Source organism: Psychrobacillus sp. FSL K6-4046, assembly GCF_038624605.1.
In the GTDB taxonomy this organism is placed as follows: Bacteria; Bacillota; Bacilli; order Bacillales_A; family Planococcaceae; genus Psychrobacillus.
Genome location: NZ_CP152020.1, coordinates 908530 through 933043, shown reverse-complemented (window position 1 = coordinate 933043; position 24514 = coordinate 908530). Strand labels below are relative to the sequence as shown.

At 37.7% G+C, this 24514-nt stretch carries 28 protein-coding genes; 11 read left to right on the top strand and 17 right to left on the bottom strand.

Annotation, left to right across the window (positions count from 1 at the left end; translation table 11 throughout):
• Positions 1–52: 52 nt before the first annotated feature.
• From MKY09_RS04445 to hemE, 5 genes are all read right to left on the bottom strand, one after another.
• Positions 53–2242, bottom strand: coding sequence for a YhgE/Pip domain-containing protein (locus MKY09_RS04445; RefSeq protein WP_342567688.1), 2190 nt, complete (start codon positions 2240–2242; stop codon positions 53–55).
• Positions 2243–2309: 67 nt separating this feature from the next.
• Positions 2310–2879, bottom strand: a complete 570-nt coding sequence (locus tag MKY09_RS04440) for a TetR/AcrR family transcriptional regulator (RefSeq protein WP_298467175.1) — start codon at positions 2877–2879, stop codon at positions 2310–2312.
• Between the two features lie 94 nt (positions 2880–2973).
• A complete protein-coding gene (locus MKY09_RS04435) occupies positions 2974–3444 on the bottom strand; it encodes a FixH family protein (protein ID WP_340882477.1) in 471 nt (156 codons plus the stop codon).
• Between the two features lie 98 nt (positions 3445–3542).
• The gene (hemH, locus tag MKY09_RS04430) at positions 3543–4472 is read right to left on the bottom strand and encodes a ferrochelatase (RefSeq protein WP_340882475.1); all 930 of its coding nucleotides are present in this window, start codon (positions 4470–4472) and stop codon (positions 3543–3545) included.
• Between the two features lie 22 nt (positions 4473–4494).
• The gene (gene hemE / locus MKY09_RS04425) at positions 4495–5547 is read right to left on the bottom strand and encodes a uroporphyrinogen decarboxylase (protein ID WP_251556829.1); all 1053 of its coding nucleotides are present in this window, start codon (positions 5545–5547) and stop codon (positions 4495–4497) included.
• Between the two features lie 292 nt (positions 5548–5839).
• On the opposite strand from hemE, the gene MKY09_RS04420 reads away from it, so the two are divergent.
• Positions 5840–6328 (top strand): antibiotic biosynthesis monooxygenase, encoded by a 489-nt coding sequence (locus tag MKY09_RS04420; protein ID WP_169360274.1) that lies wholly within the window; start codon positions 5840–5842, stop codon positions 6326–6328.
• A 475-nt stretch (positions 6329–6803) separates the two neighbouring features.
• Here MKY09_RS04420 and MKY09_RS04415 read toward each other — a convergent pair whose 3' ends face one another.
• A complete protein-coding gene (locus MKY09_RS04415) occupies positions 6804–8003 on the bottom strand; it encodes an IS256 family transposase (protein ID WP_169361554.1) in 1200 nt (399 codons plus the stop codon).
• Positions 8004–8235: 232 nt separating this feature from the next.
• Between MKY09_RS04415 and MKY09_RS04410 the strand changes: the two genes are divergently transcribed.
• Both MKY09_RS04410 and MKY09_RS04405 read left to right on the top strand, forming a co-directional pair.
• Positions 8236–8523 carry a transposase gene (locus MKY09_RS04410; protein ID WP_342566628.1) on the top strand — a complete coding sequence of 96 codons (288 nt, stop codon included), beginning with the start codon at positions 8236–8238 and terminating at the stop codon, positions 8521–8523.
• Positions 8520–9407 carry an IS3 family transposase gene (locus MKY09_RS04405; protein WP_340883316.1) on the top strand — a complete coding sequence of 296 codons (888 nt, stop codon included), beginning with the start codon at positions 8520–8522 and terminating at the stop codon, positions 9405–9407. Before MKY09_RS04410 ends, MKY09_RS04405 begins: the two co-directional genes overlap by 4 nt.
• Positions 9408–9936: 529 nt before the next feature.
• On the opposite strand, the gene MKY09_RS04400 is transcribed toward MKY09_RS04405, so the two are convergent.
• Both MKY09_RS04400 and MKY09_RS04395 read right to left on the bottom strand, forming a co-directional pair.
• A complete protein-coding gene (locus MKY09_RS04400; RefSeq protein WP_342567687.1) occupies positions 9937–11133 on the bottom strand; it encodes an ABC transporter permease in 1197 nt (398 codons plus the stop codon).
• Positions 11126–11866 carry an ABC transporter ATP-binding protein gene (locus tag MKY09_RS04395; RefSeq protein WP_169361379.1) on the bottom strand — a complete coding sequence of 247 codons (741 nt, stop codon included), beginning with the start codon at positions 11864–11866 and terminating at the stop codon, positions 11126–11128. The genes MKY09_RS04400 and MKY09_RS04395 overlap by 8 nt, the downstream gene beginning before the upstream one ends.
• A gap of 155 nt (positions 11867–12021) precedes the next feature.
• Between MKY09_RS04395 and MKY09_RS04390 the strand changes: the two genes are divergently transcribed.
• The 6 genes from MKY09_RS04390 to MKY09_RS04365 all read left to right on the top strand — a co-directional run bounded on the left by MKY09_RS04390 (position 12022) and on the right by MKY09_RS04365 (position 15507).
• Positions 12022–12450: an HIT family protein gene (locus MKY09_RS04390; RefSeq protein WP_298467197.1), complete on the top strand. Its 429-nt coding sequence runs from the start codon at positions 12022–12024 to the stop codon at positions 12448–12450.
• Positions 12451–12561: 111 nt separating this feature from the next.
• Entirely contained in the window at positions 12562–13086 is a 525-nt protein-coding gene (locus MKY09_RS04385) for a tryptophan transporter (protein ID WP_342567686.1), read from the top strand.
• Positions 13087–13392: 306 nt separating this feature from the next.
• Positions 13393–13770, top strand: a complete 378-nt coding sequence (locus tag MKY09_RS04380) for a YtxH domain-containing protein (RefSeq protein WP_169361382.1) — start codon at positions 13393–13395, stop codon at positions 13768–13770.
• Between the two features lie 282 nt (positions 13771–14052).
• Positions 14053–14586: an HTH-type transcriptional regulator Hpr gene (locus MKY09_RS04375; protein ID WP_169361383.1), complete on the top strand. Its 534-nt coding sequence runs from the start codon at positions 14053–14055 to the stop codon at positions 14584–14586.
• Positions 14587–14707: 121 nt separating this feature from the next.
• Positions 14708–15253: a DUF3267 domain-containing protein gene (locus MKY09_RS04370; RefSeq protein WP_169361384.1), complete on the top strand. Its 546-nt coding sequence runs from the start codon at positions 14708–14710 to the stop codon at positions 15251–15253.
• Positions 15254–15321: 68 nt separating this feature from the next.
• Positions 15322–15507, top strand: a complete 186-nt coding sequence (locus tag MKY09_RS04365) for a hypothetical protein (RefSeq protein ID WP_090570160.1) — start codon at positions 15322–15324, stop codon at positions 15505–15507.
• A 98-nt stretch (positions 15508–15605) separates the two neighbouring features.
• Here the strand turns inward: MKY09_RS04365 and MKY09_RS04360 are convergent, their stop codons facing one another.
• On the bottom strand, positions 15606–15722 hold the full coding sequence (locus tag MKY09_RS04360) for a YjcZ family sporulation protein (protein ID WP_169361385.1): 117 nt from the start codon (positions 15720–15722) through the stop codon (positions 15606–15608).
• 139 nt (positions 15723–15861) lie between these two features.
• On the opposite strand from MKY09_RS04360, the gene MKY09_RS04355 reads away from it, so the two are divergent.
• Positions 15862–16782: a peptidylprolyl isomerase gene (locus MKY09_RS04355; RefSeq protein ID WP_342567685.1), complete on the top strand. Its 921-nt coding sequence runs from the start codon at positions 15862–15864 to the stop codon at positions 16780–16782.
• A 121-nt stretch (positions 16783–16903) separates the two neighbouring features.
• Here MKY09_RS04355 and yhaM read toward each other — a convergent pair whose 3' ends face one another.
• The 6 genes from yhaM to MKY09_RS04325 all read right to left on the bottom strand — a co-directional run bounded on the left by yhaM (position 16904) and on the right by MKY09_RS04325 (position 22574).
• A complete protein-coding gene (gene yhaM / locus MKY09_RS04350; RefSeq protein WP_251556655.1) occupies positions 16904–17842 on the bottom strand; it encodes a 3'-5' exoribonuclease YhaM in 939 nt (312 codons plus the stop codon).
• Positions 17839–20556 carry an AAA family ATPase gene (locus tag MKY09_RS04345; protein ID WP_342567684.1) on the bottom strand — a complete coding sequence of 906 codons (2718 nt, stop codon included), beginning with the start codon at positions 20554–20556 and terminating at the stop codon, positions 17839–17841. The genes yhaM and MKY09_RS04345 overlap by 4 nt, the downstream gene beginning before the upstream one ends.
• 5 nt (positions 20557–20561) lie before the next feature.
• Positions 20562–21767: a DNA repair exonuclease gene (locus MKY09_RS04340; protein WP_342567683.1), complete on the bottom strand. Its 1206-nt coding sequence runs from the start codon at positions 21765–21767 to the stop codon at positions 20562–20564.
• A 90-nt stretch (positions 21768–21857) separates the two neighbouring features.
• Positions 21858–22046, bottom strand: a complete 189-nt coding sequence (locus MKY09_RS04335; RefSeq protein ID WP_298473853.1) for a hypothetical protein — start codon at positions 22044–22046, stop codon at positions 21858–21860.
• A 15-nt stretch (positions 22047–22061) separates the two neighbouring features.
• On the bottom strand, positions 22062–22373 hold the full coding sequence (locus MKY09_RS04330; RefSeq protein WP_298473855.1) for a hypothetical protein: 312 nt from the start codon (positions 22371–22373) through the stop codon (positions 22062–22064).
• Entirely contained in the window at positions 22374–22574 is a 201-nt protein-coding gene (locus tag MKY09_RS04325) for a helix-turn-helix transcriptional regulator (RefSeq protein WP_169361391.1), read from the bottom strand.
• A gap of 138 nt (positions 22575–22712) precedes the next feature.
• Here MKY09_RS04325 and MKY09_RS04320 point away from each other — a divergent pair, with 138 nt between their 5' ends.
• On the top strand, positions 22713–22898 hold the full coding sequence (locus MKY09_RS04320) for a YhzD family protein (RefSeq protein WP_342567682.1): 186 nt from the start codon (positions 22713–22715) through the stop codon (positions 22896–22898).
• A gap of 48 nt (positions 22899–22946) precedes the next feature.
• On the opposite strand, the gene MKY09_RS04315 is transcribed toward MKY09_RS04320, so the two are convergent.
• Positions 22947–23963, bottom strand: coding sequence for an anti sigma factor C-terminal domain-containing protein (locus MKY09_RS04315; protein ID WP_342567681.1), 1017 nt, complete (start codon positions 23961–23963; stop codon positions 22947–22949).
• On the bottom strand, positions 23950–24504 hold the full coding sequence (locus MKY09_RS04310; protein ID WP_342567680.1) for a sigma-70 family RNA polymerase sigma factor: 555 nt from the start codon (positions 24502–24504) through the stop codon (positions 23950–23952). Before MKY09_RS04310 ends, MKY09_RS04315 begins: the two co-directional genes overlap by 14 nt.
• Between the last annotated feature and the right edge of the window lie 10 nt (positions 24505–24514).

The window sequence follows — 24514 nt, the reverse complement described above, 5'->3', positions numbered from 1 at the left end:
GCTCCTCACATTTTACTTTTCGTAAAATGTGAGGAGCTTTAATAATTTTATATTAAGCTTCTTTTGTTTGTTTAGAATAGCGTTTTGTAAACAATAACATAAAGTATCCGAATGTTATTACTAAGCACACTACCATTACGCCAAGTAAGAAGCTATTATTAAACCAGAAATGACTTAAATCACCTGTAGAAATAGATGCTTTAAAGCTTTGGACTGAGTAAGTCATCGGTAACAATTTATTAAAGAATTGCAACGGTGCTGGTATTAGTTCTAATGGGAATGTACCAGCACTTGTTGTGAGTTGCAGAATTAGGACAATAATTGCAACAAATCTTCCTGGATCACCTAAAATCGAAACAAGCAGCTGTACTAATGCTAAGTATGTGAAGCTTGTAATGACTGCAGAAAGGATGAACAGTCCTACACTTTGAGTTTCAAGCTTTAAGACAAATAGTGCAACCGCAACTACAAACAGCGATTGAATAATTCCTACCACACTTAAAACCGTTATTTTACTAGCAAACCATTTGGCCCCACTTGTTGGAGCAATCGCTGGTTGAACAAATGGGAAGACAATTGAAATTAACAATGCACCGACAAATAACCCAAGTGATAAGAAATAAGGTGTGAAGCCTGTTCCATAGTTAGGTACCTCATTGACCCCTACGACATTAACATCTACAGGGGAAGCGACCATTTCGTAAGTAGATTCAGATGGTGTTACTTCGCCTGCCTGCTCACTTGCTTCTTTTAAGCTAGATTGCAAGGTTTCCGTTCCATCTGCCAATAATTGTGTACCTTCTACTAGTTTAGTAGAACCATCTGCTAATTCACCTGATTTCGTAGCTAGTGTACCAGTACCCTCTTTCAATTGAGATGAGCCGTTAGCTAGCTCGTTCAAGCCATTCACAAGGCTAGAGGATCCAGCATACGCCTGACTGATTCCAGCGTTGAATTCGTTCATTTTTTCATTTAGGGTAGTCGTACCACCAGCAAGATTAGATGAACCTTCTACTAATGCTGCTGAAGATGATGCTAATTGAGAAACACCCTGCTTTGCTTGTGAGTAACCTCCACTCAGCTGTTCTGCTCCACTTACTATTTGAGAAGTACCCGTAGTTAAATCCTGAGTTCCACCAGCTAATTGTTCTAAGCCTGTGGAAACTGAGGTACTACCAGCTTCTAGTTGCTTTAATGTCTCTGTAATAGCAGCCGACTGTTCTGGAGGTAAAGCAGCTGTTAACTGACCTAATTGTTGAGATAAGGCTTGGATACCAGCTGTTACATTAGCAGAGCCTTGAGCCAGTTGGTTTGTGCTGTCATTCAATTTGGAGCTACTCGCTTGAAGCTTAGCCAAGGAATCTAGCAGGCCTTTTTCCTTTTCGCTAAGTAATTGATAGCTTTCATTTAGTTTATCTACACCAGCTGTGTACTCTTTAATACCACTATTTAAAGCTGCGGCCCCTTCAGCCGTTTGACTAACGCCATTTGTAAGCTGAGAAGAACCATCCGCAAGTGTTCCCAGACCTTCATTTAAATCCTTAGATCCCGTAGCAGCTGTATTAATACCATCAACTACCTTATTAGTACCATCACTCAGCTCAATCGTGCTACTAGCTAATTGTTCTAAGTAGCCTTTTAGGTTAGAGGCACCATTATTAACTTCAGCTACGCCGTCTTTTAGCTGCCCTGCCCCATCAGAGGCTTCCGCAAATCCGTCACCTAGCTTCGTAATCGAATCAAAAAGCTGTTCTGCATAAGTTGCTGATACTTGCTCATTCACTTCTGCACGAATACGATCCATTGCTGTTTCACCTATTTGCGATGATAAGAAATTAAATCCTTCATTTGCTTTATAAGTGATGACCATTTTTTCTGGCTTCTCATCTAATAAAGTCGTTGCATGTTCAGAGAAGTTTTCTGGAATCTCAATTAATAAATAATAATCTTGGTTTAATAAACCGGCATCTGCCTCTTTTTCAGATACAGATACAAATTTAAATTGGCCACTTTCTCGTAGCTTATCTGTTAACTCCTTACCTAGGGAGAGCTCCGTTCCGTTGTACTCTGCTCCTTCGTCGGAGTTAACAACTGCTACAGGTAGATCACTTAAATTAGCATACGGATCCCAGAAAGCCCATAAGAACATCCCAGCATACATCACTGGAATAAATAAAACTGCAATTATTGAAATCAATAATTTTTTGTTTTTAAAAATACCTTTCCATTCCGATTTTATCATGTCGATTCCTCCTAATACTATATGACCGATATGTTCATTTAGTCACTTTTGACTAAAAAAATGAGTCTCAAATTGCGAGACTGCGAAAAATTGTATCCTGAAAGAAGTTAGCAATATCTTCTTCAGATAATGAATCATCGTGGGTTAAGTTCCAATCATTTACGAATGCAACATAAGCCTTTAATAATAAATATGCTACAAGCTCTGCATTTACCTGTCGGATTTCTCCCTTTTTAACATATTTATTGATTTTCTCACATATGAACGAAACAATAGCTTGCTCGACTTGGCCAATGACATGCTTTACTGCAGGAGTTTTCCATTGTTTTTCCTCATCAATTATTTTTGCATACAATTGATGTGTTTCACGGAACTCTAGCATCTTCATAAGCGCTGCATGAGCATTTTGCTGAAATGGAGCATCTTCTATAATGACATTAACAGCTTCCAGTTTCATTTCTTCAATCATATGAAGGACAATTTCTTGGAACAAGACTTCTTTGTTTTCAAAGAAATTATATATAGTTCCTTTTCCTACATTTGCAATCTTGGCTATTTGCTCCATAGTTGTTGCTTTATATCCGAAAAGAGAAAAGGATTTATTGGCAGCCATTAAAATTTCCTGTTTGCGGTCCATTTGGTTATCCCTCCTCATAAAAAAATGACCAGAAAACCATTTCGGTCAACTAGTCATTATAATACTCTCTATTGTTTATTTACGCAAGTAAAATTTAATGTTTTTCACTCATATGATCCATCGAGTTATCACTATCATCAGGTAACACTTTACTCATATCTGGTGTACCTACTGTAAGCTCTTGTTTAGGCATTACGTGCATATCTCTTGCGGTTGTATGAGCAAACATATAATAAACTCCGTCATGTTCAAAAGTAAAATCAGCTTCATACACACCATCTTCTGTAAGCTTACCCTCTACCATATGTCCTTCGTCACGAAGTCCTGATTCCCATACCTCGAACTCTACAGAATTTGCATCATTTACTGCTTCCCCATTTTGAGTAACTTTAGCGGAAAGCTTGATATCTTCGTTAATAGGTAACTCTTTAGGTGTTTGAATCTCTACCATAACCTCTTCTAATGTTCCTTGATGACTAGTACTTGAATGTGTTTCTTCCTTTTCACCACAGCCTACCAATGTTAAAGCTACAAGTAGTGCTAGTGAGATAATGACTTTTTTCATTCGAAAAATCCTCCCAGAATGGTAATGTAAAACTCCATATGCTTACTAAAAATACTCTAAAAGCCAATAACTTTTAGAGCATTTTATTAATCAGTTTGTTAAGCTTTTAAATGCTTCATCACTACGTCCGCCATAGCATCAATAAATTGAGGCTGGTCGTTTGGCATAGCAGGACGCACATAAGTAGCACCGATTTCATCACAAACCACTTTACATTCGTAATCGTTATCGTAAAGAACTTCTAAATGCTCTGAAACAAATCCTACTGGAGTATAAACGAATGTTGTGTAGCCTTTTTCTTTGTGTAAATCATGAGTCAAGTCTTGTACATCTGGTCCAATCCATGGTTCAGGAGTTTGACCAGCACTTTGCCAGCCTACTGCATAATTTTTTACACCAGCAGCCTCAGCGATTAAATCTGCTGTTTCTTTTAGTTGATCCTCATATGGATCTCCCAAAGTTTTAATTTTTTCAGGTAAAGAGTGAGCAGAAACGATTAAGCAGGCTTTTTCACGTTGCTCTTCTGACATTGCTGAAAATGCTTCACTTACTTTATTACTCCAATACTGGATGAACTTAGGCTCTGTATACCAGCTTTCTACAGAAGTTATTTTAAGGTTGCCTAGTTTATCAGCCTCTTCTTTGATACGTCCATTATATGATTTAATCGAGAATGTTGAGAAATGTGGAGCCAATACGATGGAAACGGCTTCCGTGATTCCATCCTTATGCATTTCTGCCACTGCATCCTCTAAGAAAGGTTCGATATGCTTTAAGCCAATATATAACTTAAATTCAATATCATCTTGTACTTCATTTAAACGTTCGCAAAGACCTTTTGCTTGGTTTTCTGTGATTTTAGCTAGCGGAGAAATTCCTCCAATTGCTTTATAGCGACCAGTTAAATCCTCTAATTGTTCTTCGCTTGGTTTACGACCATGACGAATATGCGTATAGTAACGTTCAATATCCGCTTCCTCATATGGAGTTCCATATGCCATTACTAATAATCCCATTGTTTTCTTCATTTTTGTCACCTCAAAAGTTATTTTAGTTAGATTTCGCTGCAATAAGTTCTCTACTATAATCATGGATAAACGAAGTTAAGCGTTTCAAAACATCCGGATCAACTTCTGGGAACACGCCGTGACCTAGATTGAAAATATGACTAGGGTGAGCTACACCTTGTTCAATAATCAATTTTGCACGTTTCTCAATTTCTGCCCAATCCCCAATTAAATAAGATGGATCCAAGTTACCCATTAGTGGTTTAGTTAATCCTTTTGCACGAGCTTCCTCAATGGATAGGCGCCAATCGATACCTACTACATCTACAGGTAGATCATGCCACTCCATTGCCAGGTGGCTAGCTCCTACACCAAAAGTGATTAACGGAACACCGGTTTCACGCAACTCAGAAAAAATGCGTGTCATAATAGGCTTGATGAAAATACGATAATCTTCTACATTTAATGCACCAACCCAAGAGTCAAAAATTTGGATGGCCTTAGCTCCAGCTTTAACTTGAGCTTTTATGTAAATAACAATCATATCAGCAAGCTTGTCCATTAAAGCAAACCATGCTTGTGGCTCAGATACCATAAATGATTTCGTTTTGTTATAGCTTCTAGATGGTCCGCCCTCAATCATGTAGCTTGCTAATGTGAATGGAGCACCTGCAAAACCAATTAGTGGAACATTTAATTGTTCTGTCGTTAATAATTTTATAGTATCTAAAACAAATGGTACGTGGTCTTCTGGAGAGAATTCTCCTAGTTTTTCCACATCTTGTACGGTACGTATTGGATTTGAAATGACTGGTCCAACACCAGATTTTATTTTTACGTCTACTCCGATTCCTACAAGTGGAGTTACAATGTCTTTATAAAGAATAGCCGCATCTACATTGTAGTTTTCTACTGGTAGACGTGTCACATACGCACAAAGCTCTGGCTCGTGGGTAATTTGTTCTAAAGAATATTTTTCTTTAATTTTTCTATATTCTGGTTGCGATCTTCCCGCTTGCCTCATATACCATACAGGTGTATGTTCCACTTTCTCACCGCGCGCTGCACGTAAAAGTGTGTCGTTAAAAGTAGTCATTTCATTTCCTGCCCTTCTTGATAACATGTTATTTTATACCTAAATACATTACATGATAATACTTTACTACATTGCCTGAAGAAAATCTTTTGAATTGCCTTTGATAACGATTACATTCCGTTTCCAATATACGCTTCAACTATAGACGTTTCTTGAATTAATGTATAGTTATAAACGGGAATTGTCATAAATTTGTCCTGATTTCAAACCATCCTGAAAAAAGGTTGTTTTTAAATTTGCAAATTAGGGGAAAATATAAATACAAAATATAAATTATACTGGAGGAAGTTTAATGAAATTATATATGACGTCCGGAACACCTGAGTTTATGCAGTCCATAAAAGATAAACACCCCAATGAAAATATATACATTTTACATGGAACAGGAAATTCAGTTCTCATTCATGAAACGACTGGTAAATCCGTCTTTCAAGTCCCTCGTATTTATGAAATTTTAGAATCTCGCGGCAGTTTTAATGAGAATGGATACTTTGTCCTTCACCACATCCCCGTATCAGATGAAGGTAAACCAATATTTGAACATCAATATACAAACCTTTCTCCAACTGTTGAATCTGAACCAGGCTTCATAGCTTTACGCGTTTTAAAACCTTTAAAATCAGATACTTATATTATCTTATCAGAATGGAATGGACCTAATAGCTATGAAATCTGGGAAAAGTCTGTTGCACTAGACTTCACCAGTGTCGCAGATAAGCAACAGTTATTTACAAGCGCCCCTTATATATCGACCTATCGTTCAAAAACAAAAGAGGAATAAGAATAGAGATTAATAAACAACGCTAAAACGCTCATAATCTGAGCGTTTTCTTATTTTTAATATGTACAAAAATTAAAATAATGATTCCTATTTTTGTAAAACACGAGCGTCATTAAGTTTTGCTAATCCAAGTTTTATGGTGGATTAATGGGACACTTCGGACCTGCTTATGGGCGCCTTCTTACTCTTAATGGGACACTTTCCACCTGGTTATGGGCGATTCACACCTTTACGGGGGGAATGTAAAATATTTTGTGTAAATGTATTACTATCTTTATTCTAAACACATACTTACTTTATCCGTTAAGGGGATAAGGCTCTGCTGAAGAGCAACCTGAGCACTTAACCGATGGCCAAAAAGGAGAGGGTTTTTCTCTCTCTTTTTCTTATCTTTTTGGTCTAAATAAAGCGTAAAACTTTTGGGTGTAGCGTAGCGGAGCCCAACACGACTGTACATGAACAAGGGATAATCCTACTAAATCCGCCCCTCAAAAATAATTTTGAATTGTCCCTCACACTCTAGCCATCCTGGAATAGGCTTATTCCATTTTTTTATGGCATCCATCGTGGCCAAATAAAGAATCTTCTTTAGTGAATTGTCCGTAGGATAGGCTGTTTTTGTCTTTGTTACCTTTCTCAGTTGGCGATGGAATCCTTCCACTGTATTGGTCGTATAAATGATTTTCCGTATCTCCGTCGGGTAGGAAAAGTAAGCTGTAAGCTCCAACCAATGTTCCTCCCAAGAACCAATAACCTTCGGATATTTATCTTTCCATGATGCCTTTACTTTTCCAAACTCAAGTTCAGCTTGCTCCAAAGTAGAAGCCTTGTATACCTTCTTTAAATCGGTCATAAACGGGTTTCGTTCCCTTGAAGGCACATACTTCATGGTATTTCGTAATTGATGGATCACACACAACTGAATATGCGTCTTTGGAAAGGTGCTCTGGATCGCTTCTGTAAAGCCAGAAAGTCCGTCCTTACACGCAATAAAGATATCTTCTACACCACGACTTTTAAGGTCTGTACAGACACCTAGCCAAAAGCTCGCGCTTTCATTTTCACCTACCCATATACCAAGGATATCCTTAATTCCATCGGAATTAATGCCGAGAACAGTATAAGCAGCTTTATTAATAATACGGTTCTCGTGCTTCACCTTGAAGTGGACCGCATCCAAATAAACAATTGGATACACACGGTCTAAAGGGCGGGAGTGCCATTCGAAAATCTGAGGTAAAATTTTATCTGTTACCTTACTAACCAAGCTAGGAGATACTTCGACACCATATATATCTTTCATATGTGACTCGATATCTCTTGTGGACATTCCTTTGGAATACAAAGCTAAAATCTGTTCTTCTAAGCCATTGATGGACGACTCGTAATTCTTCACGATTTGCGGTTCATATTCACCATTGCGGTCTCTAGGTATATTTAATTCTGTATTTCCAAACTTTGTTCGAATCACCTTTGAACGATAGCCATTTCTACTGTTTCCGGTATTATTTCCTGTCGGGCTATGTTTGGAGTAGCCAAGGTGGTCTTCGATTTCGGCCTCAAATACAAGCTGTAATGTTTCTTTAAAAAGATTTTTCATCATCTCGATGATGTCATCAACAGATTGACACTCTCTAGCTAAATCCTTGATTCTCATATTTTCGTAATTTTGCATAATGATCATCTCCTATAGGAAAGTTATGGTCATTTACACAAAATTTTATACGTTCTCTTTACGGGCGCTTTTCTTTGATTTATGGGACACTCCTAACCTGTTTATGGGCGCTTTCCTACACTTTATGGGACACTTTCCATCAACCTATGGGCGATTCTAGAGATAGTATAAAAAGTGGACACGTTAAAACACGACCCTCATACTTATAGAAAATAAAGGGAGCGTGTTTATTATGACAAGGACAAGTAGAGAAATGCGTGATTATCTGGTGAAATTGGTAATCGAAGATGGAAGAAAGGCAACCGAATTAGGATATGAACATGGGATCAAGCCGCAAAGAATTCGTGCCTGGGTAAGGGCCTACAACAAGAAGCAGGAGCTTTCAAATAATGAACAGCTCATCTCTTCTACAGAACTGAAAAGACGCATAGCAGAGCTAGAGAAGAACGAAAAAGAACTGAAGGAGGAAAATGAAATCTTAAAAAAGGCCATGCATGTCTTCGCCAAAGGCCACACGTGATATTTACGTTCATAGAGGAACATCAAAATGAGTTTCGCGTGGTGAAGATGTCTGAAGTTTTAAAGGTTTCAACTAGTGGTTATTACAAATGGTTGAGAGAAAAAGAGAAACGGAACAGAATTCAAGAGGAAAAAGAAGAAATCAACCAACTGATCCGAACCAGCTTCATTGAAAGTCATGGAACTTATGGCAGCCCGCGAATCGCAAAAGATTTGGAGGCGCAAGGTGTTCACGTGTGTGAGCGGACAATAGGGAAACGAATGAACGAGATGGGACTCCGTGCGACATCAGCGACCCCTTACGTGGTGACGACGGATTCCAATCACCAACATCCTATCTATCCAAATCTGCTTGAACGCAAATTCTTGGCGGAAGCACCTAATACCGTATGGGTAACAGATATAACGTATATCTGGACTATACAGGGGTGGTTATATTTGGCGAGCGTGATGGACCTTTTTTCACGAAAAATTATTGGCTGGAGTATTAGAGACAATATGAAAAAAGAATTACCCTTCGAAGCCCTCCAACAGGCAATTATGATAAGGGACCCAGGGGAAGGACTAATCCATCACTCGGACCGTGGATCGCAATATTGTTCGCAGGATTATACCGGGTTATTGACCGAAAGAGAAATGAAGGGCAGCATGAGTCGCAAGGGAGATCCTTATGACAATGCCTGTATCGAGTCGTTCCATGCGACGATCAAGAAAGAGTTGATCTACCGCCATAAATGGGAGACGCGTGAGCAAGCAATCAAAGCGGTTGGGCATTATATTGACCAATTCTATAATACGAGAAGAAGGCATTCCACGTTGGGTTATGTGAGTCCTGTAGACTTTGAACAAGCGTTCAATAAAAGTTGTCTTTTGGCTGCAGGGTGAGAAAATCAGAGATGGTGGAAATAGGATAGGTATGGTTGTGACCTATCCTGTTTTCACCATCCCAGCAAGCGACAGCGCGGTAGTGGAAGAAAAAAAGTTGTGAATTAATTTGTCTACTTTCTTTACAGAAGACCAATTCCCACGTTTACGGGCGCTTTTCTTTGATTTATGGGTCACTTCCATCCTGTTTATGGGCGCTTTCCATACTCTTTATGGGACACTTTCCGCCTGCCTACGGGCGATTCACACCTTTACGGGCGCTTTGCTTTGATTTATGGGACACTCCTAACCTGTTTATGGGCGCTTTCCTACACTTTATGGGACACTTTCCATCAACCTATGGGCGATTCCCACGTTTACGGGCGCTTTTCTTTGATTTATGGGTCACTTCCATCCTATTTATAGGCGCTTTCCATACTCTTTATGGGCCCCCCTACTTATAGACACAACTCCATACTTTGTTTCTCAAATAAAAAAACTGCAAACCACTCAATTTACTTGAGTGTATTTACAGTTTTTATTTCAACAATTAGATTTTACTCATTCGCAAAGTTAGTTCTGACACTACTAACACGGCTACTGGTACTAAGTATGTGATAGGAGAATTTCCGCCTTGGATTAGAACACCTATCAAAACAGCCACTGCTTGAATGAACTGAAGGATCCGAATCAAACGCGCAACTGATTGCTTTCTTGCGTCCTTTTCAATAGGAAACAAAAGATCCATTCTAAATTCATATCCTGACAATAGTGCATGCTTAATCTGAATAACTGTAGCAAAGGAAAGGGCAGCGGCAAATATGATGGATACGATTGGGAACGGAATGAATATAGCTCCGATGATCGCAAGTCCAGTTAAACGCAGCCACAAATAGAAAAAGTCATTCGTTCGGATGAAAGTCCTCATAACTAAGTAAAGCTGGGTATTTTTTTGTCCATATCTCGCCAGCTTATAAAATACATCCAACCATTTTCTTCTTTTGGTTGCTCCACGAATATGTGGAACGTCGGTAAAGTAATTAGCAAATCGGTAAAATCTCATCATACGAGATTGCTCAACTACAATAAAGTGTTCAAATGGAAATGGAACTTCTTTTTTCTTTTTCACCCATGCCATTGTATAAATAAATTGTACAATAGCCACTAAAATCACAAATAAATAGCTTCCATTCAATAGGAAATACAGTGCTACTAATACAAGTAGAAAGCGTAGAAAACGGTCTCCCCATACGCCTCTTCCATTAGCAGCCCATCGGAAGTTGAACTCTGTATGGATGCTCCAATACTTCAATACTAATAAAAATATCAATAAAGCAATAATTTCTTCTCTTGTACTACCAGCTACTCTTGTAAGTAAAGGAATTGCCACAACATATGCAGCCAAGGTGACTACGATTGAAGAGAAATAGGTCCAACGAAGTGCCAGTCGTAGATATTCCCCTAGCTTTGTTTCTAACGGCAAAAAATACACACTGTCTGCATTTTTTAACAGAGTAACAGGTGTGCTTAATGTAACTAAGATACTTAAGATAAACGCAACTACCAAATATGCGGGAAAATCCTTAGGAGCTGTGTTTAGCCATCCACTATACGTATAGCCTAGCGCGCCAATCGCAAATACGATAACAATAGCCAAATGACCAGAAACAATAAATTTCATGTATTTCTGAAGCTCATTTATATAGAAGACAAATCGCTTACTCCATACTTCACGCAAATTATTCATCTTGTTGTTCCTTTGTCATTTCGATGTAAAGATCATCTAATGTAGCATATGGCATGTTAAATGCTGCTCGTAAGTCCGTCATCGTTCCTTGTGCACGAATTTTCCCATTATGCAAAAGAAGTATGCGATCACAATATCGTTCAGCTGTTGATAGAATATGTGTCGACATGAGGACAGAAGCCCCCTCATCCTTTCTTGCTTTCATCTGATCCAGTAGTGATTGAATACCTAAAGGGTCCAGACCTACAAACGGTTCATCAATAATGTATAGGGATGGACTCACTAAAAATGCACACATAATCATCACTTTTTGACGCATTCCCTTAGAAAAATGAGTTGGAAACCAGTTTAATCGTTTTTCCATACGAAACTCTTTTAATAGGGAAGTTTTTCTTGCCTCAAATACATCCTTGTCCAAATTGTAGGCCATAGCCGTAAGCTCTAAATGTTCATTTAACGTTAACTCGTCATATAATACCGGCGTTTCTGGTATATAAGAAAAAGAAGAGCGATATAGTGCTGGGTCGTCCTTTAACGTCTTTCCGTTTAGTAGAATTTCCCCGTTTGCGGCATTCATTGTTCCAATAATATGCTTGATCGTTGTACTTTTCCCAGCACCATTCAGCCCGATTAAACCTACAAGCTCTCCTTTACCAATAGAAAAGTCCAAATCATGCAATACAGGCTTTCTTGTATATCCACCTGTTACATTTTTTACTTCTAGTACAGTCATTTCTACACCTCACTTCTTCTTTATTATAATTTTACCAAAGCCTGCCTTAAAAATCTTCTGTCATTTTATTTCTATCTCTCAAATTGTTAAAAAGAAAAACAAACTTGTCCTATTATATGTTAAACTCATCCTAATAATGAATAGGAGGTTTTTTCATGAGTAACTGTATTTTTTGTAAAATAATTGATGGCTCTATCCCTAGTGCTAAAATTTATGAGGATGAACATGTGTATGCTTTTATGGATATTATGCCTCTGACAAAGGGACATACGTTAATCATTCCTAAATCCCACAAGGAAAATGTATATGACTTAAGCGAAGAAGAGGCTAGCAATTTATTTAAGGTAGTTCCAAAAATTGCGTCTGCATTAAAGGATACGTTTGGACCTGTTGGGATGAACCTATTAAATAATAACGGTGCCCCTGCCGGACAAAGCGTTTTCCATTTTCATTTGCATTTTATCCCTCGCTACGATCAAACCGATGGGCTGAAGCTCACTTGGAATACGAAGGAAAAAACCTATTCATCCGAAATGATTCAGGACTTGGCAAAAGAACTGTCAAATAAATTATCTGCCAACTAATTGCTTTTAAAAGGAAAAAGATTTACAATCTATAATAAGTTTCTTGCTAACGATCACGAGGATACGTTAGGAGAACTAAACAGCCTGAGAAAAGTTGAGGAGAGATGAGAAATGAATACGAAGAATCTTGTACTAATGTCTTTACTAGTTGGTGTAGGAGCAGTGCTTTACATTATTATTCCCGGTATTAACGGGGGTATGAAGCCAGACTTCATGTTGACCATGATGTTTATTGGAATACTATTATTTCCCGAGGTCAAAAGTGTATTTTTACTAGGGTTCTCCACAGGAATAATTTCAGGATTATTTTCTACCTTCCCTGGTGGCTTTGTTCCAAATATAATTGATAAGACAATCACTGCATTTGTTTTCTTTGGTCTAGTTATTTTATTAAACAAATTAGCTAACAAATTGGCCGTAGCAGTCTTTTTAACTTGCGTTGGCACTTTAATATCAGGAACTGTTTTCCTATCCACCGCTATTTTCATATTTAATGCGGGCGCGGTATTTACAGAACTCTTCCTAATAGTCGTTTTACCAGCAATCCTTATAAATGGCATAGCATTTTTTATCATTTATCCGATTGTCGTAAAACTTGTAAGACGCTCTAATTTTAATACTGCACTTACCATTTAACACAAGAAAAGCGCAAGCGCCTATGTCTGCCCCGACAGGCAAATGGGGAAATGCGAGGAGGCAGTTCCTCAGCCACCGCAAACGCTCTTGTTTGCGACGAGCTTGCGCAGGAGCAGTATTTTCCCATTTGACCCCGAGGGGCAAGGCGGTGGAGCTAGACATTAATTTATCCACATGTCTATATTTATATAATTCCTAAACACTGAAAAAGCTTTCCTTTTATGAGGAAAGCTTTTTTTGTATTGAATATTATGTTTTAATAATGGAAAGGAAAGGAATAATATATACATATAAGGAGTGATTTGCATGAAAGTATCACAATTATTAATTGGTGTAGCTCTTGGAGCATTAACAGGTGCGACTACTGTACTTTTATCCACCCCTAAAAGTGGTCCAGAAGTTAGGGAAAATATTAAAGCGGTATCTGCTGACTACAAAGACAAGCTTTCCGATATTAACGATCAGCTACGAAAAGTGAAGGTATCGATACAAAGCTTAAAGGCAGAATCACAGGTTATGATTCCACGAACAGTCAAAGATGTGAAAGAAAGCGTTGAAAAGTGGCAAAGTGACACAGCCCCTCTCCAACAACAATTACAAAATGAGATTTCATCCATTCAAACAGCTATTGATGAGCTTGAACAAGCACTTCCTAAGAAAAAAGAAGTTATAGTTACTAACTAACCACCAGTATGCGTTTAGTCTTTTAGATTAAAGGCATACTTTTTTTAAACCTATAGATTTTTGAATGTTTCAATTATTCTAAAATATATCTATATGAATAGCTTGCTAGACTAACTATAGGTGTCTATACTTATCGATATAGGAAATTTTGTCTAACTGGACTAATGTTGAAATAAAATAAATTATTATAAAATTAATAATATTTTCAAATATTTTATTTCAATTTTCTTACTTTATTGCTATAATGTGTTAAGATTATATACCAGAAAGAAGGCATACGAGATGACTGATCAATTTTATACGATGAAGGAAGCAATGCTATATAGTCAGCGAATCGCTCAACTTTCCAAGGCTCTTTGGAAGGCAGTGGAAAAAGATTGGCAAACATGGATTAAGCCCTATGACCTTAATATTAATGAACACCATATTTTATGGATATCCTATCATTTAAAAGGTGCGACCATTTCAGATGTAGCTAAATTTGGAGTTATGCATGTTTCTACAGCCTTTAATTTCTCTAAGAAACTCGAGGAGCGTGGATTGCTTTCTTTCTCTAAACGAGACACAGACAAGCGCAACACTTATGTAGACGTTACGGAAAAAGGTCAACTACTTTTAGAGGAAATGTATGAGAATTACCACCAAACTCCTCATTCTGTTATTGAAGGGTCTCGTCCAATGAAAGATTTGTACGGCAGGTTTCCAGACTTCATGGATGTTATGGCAGTTATTCGCAATATTTATGGTGACGACTTCATGGAAATATTCGAGCGTTCTATTCAAAATATTGATGAGTCTTTCACAAAGGCAGAATAGCGTCATATCAGCAATGTAAGCGTTCTATAAATCTTTACAATTAATAAGCTTGTATTTTATATAGAAACATCGTATTGTATGTATCTGAAATATATTTTACTATATAGGAGATGCATCAATCTTGCATTGTTGGAAAACTATTAATGTCAAAAAACAATATGGTATGGAACGGCTATTTTTCCTATCTTCCATACTAGTTATGTCCGTTTTTTCAATTGTCTATGCTTTACAAGAAACTATTAATGACTCACATAAATCTGATGACTTCTTTTGGCTATTTGCGATTGGTATGATAATGGTATATCCACTTCACAAGTTGTTTCATTTTCTTCCGTTATTTACTATTCGTGATCATATAAAAGTAACTCTTAACAGACGTTATGGTTTTCTTCCGATAGTTTCCATAAAAGTCTGTGAACCAATAAATAAATATCAGTTTATATTTTCGTTGCTTTCACCTTTTATTTTTATAAACGCTGCTATTCTAATAGGTGCTCTTGTGGCGCCACATTTTGCTCATTATTTCATTATGCTATTAGCCTATCATTGCGGTATGTGCCTGATAGATTTGATCTATGTAAAGAATTTAAGTAAATCACCTAGAAGTGCTTTTGTCGAAGAAACAGACGCTGGTTATCAAATTTTAATCGTCGCTTCCCATCATTAGTAATATGTTACACTTGTAACTAATACCCCTAATTTGATATGCTTAGTGTACATGAAGGGAGTTTAGACATGATCATATTTACTTTAGTTCTATTCTCAGCATTTTACTTGCTACAAATTAATCGAATGACATATGCACTTGTGATGTCAAAAGAAATCCCAGAAGAAAAACATCCTAAGATTTTTAGAACCATTAATATATTAATTACGATTCTTCTTGTATCTTTCTATGTTGAGTTAGTTTACGCAGTTTAATAGAAAAATTGACCCAAATCATTTATATGATTGGGTCATTTCTTTTATTAGCCATACAGTGACTAAGAACACCTAAGTGTCCTTAGTCATTGATTACGTTAGTAGATGAAAGCAGCGCCAACGATAATCAAAAGAATAAACAGAACTACCAATAAAGCAAAACCTGAACCAGCACCAGCACCAGAGCCACCGCCGTAGTTGTATTGTCCACCCATTTAGAACACCTCCTCTTTCTAATTTATCTTATGCGGTGGTTTCCAAATATGGTGGGCAAATGCACGGGAACCATTTTTGTTTTTATTTCGTTTATGGTATAGTTACAGTTGCAGCAAGATGAAGTTAGGAGAGATTTTTATGAAAAAAACAGTTTTATCATTAACATTAGCAGCATCTGTTCTTGCATTAGGGGCTTGTAATGACAATGAATCTGCAGATAGCAGTAAAGTAATTGCATCCTCTAAAGTAGGCGACATTACACAAAATGATTTATATGAAGAAATGAAGGCTTCTATTGGAGATCAAGCTTTTCAACTTCTTATGATTGAAAAAGTATTAGACTCTAAGTACGATGTTACCGACAAACAAGTAGATGCTCAGCTAAAAGCAGATAAAGAACAACTTGGGGAAAACTTTGAAACATTGCTTGCACAACAAGGATACACAGAAGAATCCTACAAAAAGTATTTACGTCTTAACCTTCTACAAGAAGCTGCTCTTATTGAAGATGTAGAAGTTTCAGAAGATGAAATTAAGGCTGAATATGAAAATACGAAAAATGAAATTAATGCACGCCACGTGCTTGTAGAGGATGAAGAAACGGCTAAGAAAGTTAAAGCTGAATTAGAATCCGGAAAAGATTTTGCGGAAGTGGCAAAAGCTTATTCTACAGAACCAGCTGCACAACAAAGTGGTGGAGAATTAGGTTGGTTTGGTAAAGGTGCAATGGCTGCAGAATTTGAAGAAGCTGCATTTGCCTTAGAGCCTAACGTAATCAGTGAGCCAGTTCAATCTAGCTTTGGATTCCACGTTATCGAAGTTACGGACAAGCGTGAAGTTAAAGAGTCATATGATGACAAAAAAGCAGAGTTAGAGAAAAACTTGAAACTTGAAAAAGCAGATCAAGCTGCATTACTACCTAAAATTTCTAAATTGTTAAAAGATGCTAAAGTTGACATCAAAGATAAAGATTTAGAAAAAGCGTTGGATGAATTTTTAGCTGCAGGAGACGCTGCAGGTTCTACAGAGCAACCAGCAACTGAAGAAACTGAAAAATAATTAGATATATCCTATAATATAGGGGACCGTGACTCACGTCGCGGTCTTTTTTTGTCTCTATCCCATATAATTCTTTTCAAAAAAAACGTAAAGGTCAAATAGACCTTTACGTTTTTTCTAGCTATTCAAAAGTAGGTTTATAGAAGGAACGATTTTCTAATGGGAATAGACGCTCAGTGAATTCACCTGGATTTGTTTTTGCTAAAGCACGATTAAGCATATTCATCTTGGCATCGATATTATCAATATAGTGCAAGATCTCCGCTTCACGCACCATTGGACGCTTAGGACTGCCCCACTCTTCTTTACCATGATGTGAAAGCACCATATGCTGAAGGAGCATTATTTCTTCGCCTTCAATTTGAAGCTCTTCCGCTGCCTTTGATATTTCATTTACCATTATCGTAATATGCCCTAGAAGGTTACCTTCAATTGTATACGTAGTAGCGACAGGACCAGAAAGCTCTAAAACCTTCCCAATATCATGTAAGATGATCCCGGCATACAAAAGATCCTTGTTTAAAGTCGGATACAGCTCGCAAAGCGATTTCCCTAGCTTAAGCATGGAAACAACATGATCGATTAAACCAGAAGCATAATCATGATGATTTTTAGTAGCAGCTGGATATGTCATAAATGCAGTTTGATGCTTTTTCATTAAATGACGTGTTACTCGTTGTATCACAGGGTTTTTCATCTCGAAGAAAAATTGAAGTAACTCCTCCATCAATTCTTCTTTTGACTTTTCTGCTGATGGGACTAAGTCATTAATAGATATCGTCTCGTCTGATTTCACAGGTCGGATACTTTTTACTCGTAGCTGGAATTTCCCGCGATAGTCTTGGATTTCTCCACCGACACGCACTATTTGACTAGCTGCGTATTGCTTTTCATGCTCCTCATTCGTATCCCATAGCTTCGCTTCAATATCTCCACTTTTATCCTGCAATATTAGTGACATAAACGGTTTTCCAACGGTAGTGATACCTTTAGTTGATTGTTTAATCAGTAAGAAATGATCGACAGGATCTCCTACTCGTAGTTGTGTAATTCCCTTCATCTCAAAACCCCTCCACTTCCAACTTGTAATGTCGCTACATCTATTATATGAGCCTCATTCCAACTAAGACGCATATGCTCATGACACGTAAAATATAGTAATTGATGTTCATTTTGTAGCTCTTTCATTAATTGTACCACTTGTTTTAAGCGGTTTCGATCGAAATGTACAAATGGATCATCTAGAATAATAGGAAAAGCTACCCTATTCTTTAAGGAAACGGCTAATGCAATCCTTAATGCAATATATGCCTGCTCCTTCGTTGCCTGACTTAGCTCTGCTATTCGAAATCGTTCTCCACTAGGTTTAACGGCCTCGAATAATCCTTCGGGTGTAAACTCTAGCAGCTCGTAGGATTCGTTCGTTAAGATCCTAAAATAGCTTTTGGCTTTATCAAGTACGTCTGGCAGCCGTTCTTCTTTTAACTGCAATACTGTCTGCTTGATTGCTTCTGTTACCGTTTTATAAGCAGCCCATTTTTTTACTAACTCATACAGCTCTGATTTTTTCTCTTCTAATTGCTGTAGCTTTTGACTTTGTTCCTCATTCTCGAGTAAGCGACTCGTTTCATAAAGTAAGGTTGCTTTTTCTTCTAAAAGAATTTGACTTTTTTCTTTCATCGCCTCTAAAGTTTCTCTTGCTGTTACTTCAAAGCCTTCTTCAAAATCATTTATGTTTACTTTTCGATCGCCTAATTGCATTCTTACATGCTCTAATTCTTTTTCTAGCGCTGCTCTAGCTTGCGAAACTACATGTGCTTGGTAAAAATCACTTTCTGTTGAAACTCCCGCCTCCATAAACAGCGTAGTAATCTGCTGTTCCTGAGCACTTAATAACAATTCTAGCTCATTTAACTTTTCTTGAAGCTTTGTTATTTTACTAAGAGTAGTCTGCTCTTCTTCAAGCCGTTTCTTTTCTTTCAAATAAATTTCTCGGAGCTGATGAAATAAAATATCTTCTACTAACTGGGATTTCACTAAGGACTGTGCTCTGCGTTCCAAGTCCCTTAAATTTCTACTGACTTCCTCGAGCTTACCTTCCATCTGGTCAAGTTGGATTTGTTGATTTTGAATAAGTCTTAACCGGTTAAATAGCTCAGGCAGTAAGCTTGGGGATAATTCTTCATCAATTTGATAATTTCTTAAAAAGGCATAAATTTTATGCTTGCATTCCTTCTTTTGATGTTCAACTTCTGAAACTACACCTTCTAGATGCACAATTTGATCCTTAAGACTCCTTAATTCTTCCTCTAATAAATCTGTATATTGATGAGCCTCATTCTCTTTTTGAAGACCTTTGATAAGCAAGGTAAACCCGCCGTATATCCCAGCACTTATAATTACAGTAAGGAGCGCAATTAGCCAATTGGATGCAAGAACACTAAAGATTAACCCAATCATCAGTACAAATCCTACTAGTGAAAATAGAATACCTTTTGTGTTACTCTGACCCTTAGATGAATTACGTGAACGTTTAGATTCACGAAGCTGTTTTTCTAGCTGCTCGACATCCTGCATTTTCAGGTTTAGCAAACGTTCTTCTTGTTGAAATTGTTGATTAAGCTGCTCTTGTTGGTTAAGCATCGTCACCAGCCGGTCCTCCTGCTGGATCGATACATCAGCCGCCACAATATCATTTAAGCTGCTTTCCCAATCAATTCCAACTAGGCTAAGCTCTTGCATTTGCTGCTGGAGAATTTTACTATGCTCCTCTTCTAACTGGACTCGTTTTGCACGTAATTGATGCCATTGAGATTCCTGGCTTAAAAAATCTTGGATTTCCTCTAGAGTTTCTGGAGCTATTGCTTCACTACTATGAACCATTGACTGCAGCTCCTGCTTTAATTGTTCTACAGCTATTTGAGTATTGGTCTGCTTGTCCTTAATAGCCTCATATCGTCGAAGACCTTCCGGAGGAAATGAATGACTTGGTAGCTTATCCAATTTCTCTAAAAGCTCATTTTCCGCTATTTTTAACGGTTTTAATTGCTTCCAATGGGAATAATCCTGAAGTCGGTCCGCTAGCTCTTTCTCACGTTCTACCGATTCTTTTAAGATGCTTTCAATCTCATTTAAACGCTGGATGGAGGACTCGTACTTTTCCACTTGGTCCATTTCTGCCTTCCAAGCTGTTTCAAGCTGTCTTATCTCCTCCATTTTTTGATTGATGAGGGGCTTTCGCCCAGTAGGCTTATATAGCTCTCCCATTTCTTTTGCAAACTGCATTTCAACACTAGATAACGTGTCCATTCCTGTAGTTCCAGAAGAAAGTAAAGTACGTGTCAGCTCTTCCTCCGTCATTTTTTCAAATCCTTGCAGCTGAAGTAGAGAAAATGAAAAGATTGCCTCATAATCTGCTCGACTATAAGCATTCAATATTGCCGCAAGCTCCTTTTCTCCTCCTCGAGTACCATCCTCAAAATATAAGGTTACATCTCCACTTGCCTTCCCTTTTACTCTCTCGATGAAAACTCTACTGCCATCGTCCATTAGAATTTGTATTTTACCTCCATAGGTGGCATTACTTCTAGGCTCATATCTTAGCAGCTGTGAATTTCGTTGCGGGAAGCCAAAAAGGATGTGAAGTATAAATTGCTGAATCGTGGACTTCCCGGCTTCATTTTCTCCATAGAATACGTTAATCCCATCATGTACATTAACCTCTAGATTTTCATGTTTTCCAAAGCCATATATGTGGAGCTTTTCTATTTTCATACCCTCTACACTCCCCTCGATACAGCCTTGTTCAGTAATTGTTTTGATTCTTCTTTGACCTCTTCAATGAAATGCTCGTCAATGCTTGGTAGATATCGACTACCTTTTGGATGCTGATACAATTCTTTTACAGCAAGCTTCCATGCGGCGGAATCCCACCCTTCCCATATTTCTGAAAGTATAAGTGCTTCGTTTAACTGACTAGCTGGTAGGTTAATAGTTAAATCCTTGAGGAGAATAAATGGATTATGCTTGTCTAGAGATTCCTGAAAAATAGCTAGCCACTCCTCCCTCGATGAGGCATCAAGCATTTCAAAAGTTTCCTCTGAAATATCGGAAAGCGTAAGTTCTACTATGGCGTTTCCGTTTTGTTCCACATAATCCTTTAGCTCCTGCTCCACAAGGCTTATCAATTCATTGGCATGGATGATATGCTTGCAGGAAACCTCTAACTGATCGTATATAAACATGCTACATGGAACAAATTGTAGCTCTGTTTTATCTTTGGTTAGAGTTACATCATAGAACCCTTTCTTGCCTCTTTCATTTCGATGGCGGCTTTGAATATTACCTGGATAAACAATAGCAGGATCCATATGTAACACCTGTCGCTTATGTATATGTCCAAGCGCCCAGTAGTCATACCCCTTCCCGATTAAATCACTTTGACGAAACGGAGCATACACATCATGCTCTTTGTCTCCCTCTAAGCTCCCATGTAGCATTCCGATATGATAGCCCTGACCACTGGCATTCGGATAATAGGAATGCATCGCATCTCGGATATGACGCTCCTTATAGCTAAAGCCAGAAATATGGACTTGATTTCCTTGGACAGCAATCGTTTTAGTCTCTACATCCTGACCGAAGACCTGTACATTGTCAGGTAACTGGAAACGCACCCAGTTGCCACTCAAATGATCATGATTCCCATGACAAATGAAAACCGGTACCCCGACTTCTCGAAGAGCTTCCATTCCCCTTTGAAATAAATGCTGGGCTCGCAAGCTCCGATTTTCACCATCGTATATATCTCCGGCTATAAGGACAAAGTCTGGCTTAGTCGTAACTGCATACTGAATCATATTTTCAAAGGCATGAAATGTGCTTTCTCTGATTTCCTGCCATCTATTTTTAGGGATAGATGAAAGACCTTTAAAGGGACTGTCCAAATGTAAATCTGCCACATGTAAAAAACGAATAGCTGCCATCGTACTACACCTCACTAAAAATAGAATATTTGTTCTTATTTTATCATATAGAAAAGGCTATACACAAATAAATGTGTGATAGCCTTGTTTTTATTTCTTTTCCAATTGTATTTGTACAAGAGATGACACTAAACCAGTTATCCCTGCCGTTAACCCCGCCGGCAGGCTAAAGAGAAAGTAATACCACTGTCCTGTATATATCGAAATTCCTAAAAAAATTAATGGCATTCCGATTAAAGCAAATAAGGATGCCACTAGTGCCCATTTAGCCTTGGTCATGATTTATTCCTCCTTTTAGTTATTTTTATCTGCTACTGCAGCCCCTACCCCATAAGAGACTATGTGTACAACCCAAAGACCGGTCATTATGAAGAATGCAAGTCCTGGTCCCTCCACAATGATAATAATCATCCATGCTACTAATATTGCAGCAGTTGTGACTTTCCAGGAATAAGATCTTGCTGTTGAATGTACTTGATTGTACCTTTCATCAAACAGTCTTTTTTTCTTTCCGATTCTACGAAAAACAAAAAAAGTAATCCCCATAATTGCTATCGCCGTTGGTAACCCAATTAAAAACGTGAACCAATCAAATTCTCCATTCATTTAATCGTCCCCCTCGTAAATGAAAATGTCTTCTATATAACATTTGAATAACCTGGAAAGCTTAAACGCCAATTGAATAGATGGATTATACTTTCCTTTTTCTAAAGAAATGATAGTTTGCCGAGACACCTCCAGTTTTTCTGATAATTCATCCTGCGTCAATCCTAGTTCCATTCGCTTATCTCGAACATAATTTTTCACCAGTACCCTCCCTTTTGTAAAGCTAACTTTACGTAAAGTATACTTTACTTTCCAAAGCAATGTCAAGCTGACTTTACTTTTATTTTTTAATTTTTGTTGTATAATGAATTTTAAGAATACATAAGGGGTGTATGATATATGAAAGCATATAAATTCACAGCATTTGAACCAACTGGGGAACTGATCATTGAGGAAACATGGAATTACGAAAACGACGACGAGGCAAAAAAACAAGGCGAGGAAGCAATTAACGAAAAAGGCTATGGCAATAAAACACATCGCCTTGTAAATAGCTCCGGCAAGCTAATATTGTTTCATGTGTAATATAAAAAGGGACTTAGCACCGCTATAATTAACGGGCTAAGTCCTTTTTTATTGTTCAATCCAATTCCATGGTTTGATCTCTCCAAGCTTTGCGTTATGGATTCCTTCTATTTCCTTCAGTTTCAGCAGTTCCTTCACTGGTCCTGTTACAACTGCTCCATATACTTGAAATCCTTCTTTTTGAAGATAGTCATATCTCTCTTGAAGGTAAGCTGTTCCTAGTAATGTTTCCGCAAGGTTTCTATCTTCTTCGATCATTTTTCCCATATTTTTAAGCATGATTTCTTGGCTTTCTTTGACTGTTTCGGTGTTTAAATTAGTGGTCGAATATGTGATGTTAAAGTCTTCATCTACATGTTTAAATCCAGCTAACCCCCAAGGTTTTGCTAATGTTATATCGTTTTCACTGCCACTCCAGCCACCTTCAGTGAAGTTCTTTAACTCCCCCATATAAACCGGCATCCAAAGTACATCTACTTGATAATTGGAAACCAATTCTAGTAACTCCTCTGGAGAGTAATACCTGTTCGTTGAAAAGGCTAGTTGCGCAACATTTCCTTGATCAATGTGCTCTAACTGGTTCCAAACATCCGGCATCTCCGTTTCGTCTAGTTTCACATTTGTTACAGGATTATAGGGTAAAGAAAAAGGAAATTCTTTATGACTACTATAGGGAAAATACTCATTAACAGTAGTAGTAGTATAAGCGTCTATAAGAGGTTTTTTTAAGCTAATCTTTGTTATCGCAAACTCCTCTTTACCTATTATTTTTATTAAAGGAAATTCAATTTTTTGTGTTAAAAATGGGTTAATTTCATTCGTACCATCGAAAAAAATACTGGAGGTATAACCCGGATAGGTCCAATCAACCGCTAGTTTCTGATAAAATTCATTACGCTTACCTACATTGGTAGTATCATAAATAATTGAAACGCTTATCATATAAACAGCATATATAAGAAAAATCCCTAATAACACACGAATGACATTGAAGGATAATTTCCATGAAAAACGTTTTTTATGTTTTTGTACAATTGCTTTTGCTTTATCATCATTCCATTCCATCTTTTCCACTCCTATCAAAATCCTTGCCAAGTCGCTCTGCCAATTGTTTAAATCGTTGTCGTGCCCTATGTATCGTTACTTTAACTTGGTCTAGCGTAATCTCTAGCGTATCTGCAATCTCCTCATAGGAAAATTCCTCAAATTCTCTTAAATACAAAATGGTTCGGTAATTTTCTGGGAGCAGGAGGGATACATCCTTGATCTCATGGGAGCTTTCCTGAGTTAATAAATCCTCTTCCGGTATCCCATAAGGACTTACATATTCCTCTGAATTGGAGAGATAGTCATAGAGGGGAACCCACCTCCACCTCTTTCGCTTTCGCCATTCATCCATATATGTATTTCTAGCTACCTTATATAGCCAGCTTTTCACCTGTCCCCCCTCATATAAATCAAGGGAGAGTGTCGCTCTATAAAAGGTCTCCTGTACAAGCTCTTCTGCAATAGTATCTGAACCGGTTAGTTTAAGTAAATAAAAGTAGAGAGGCTTCGCATACGCCAAATAGACTGTTTCTAAATCATCTTGCCTTTGCTTCTTCATACCCTGCCTC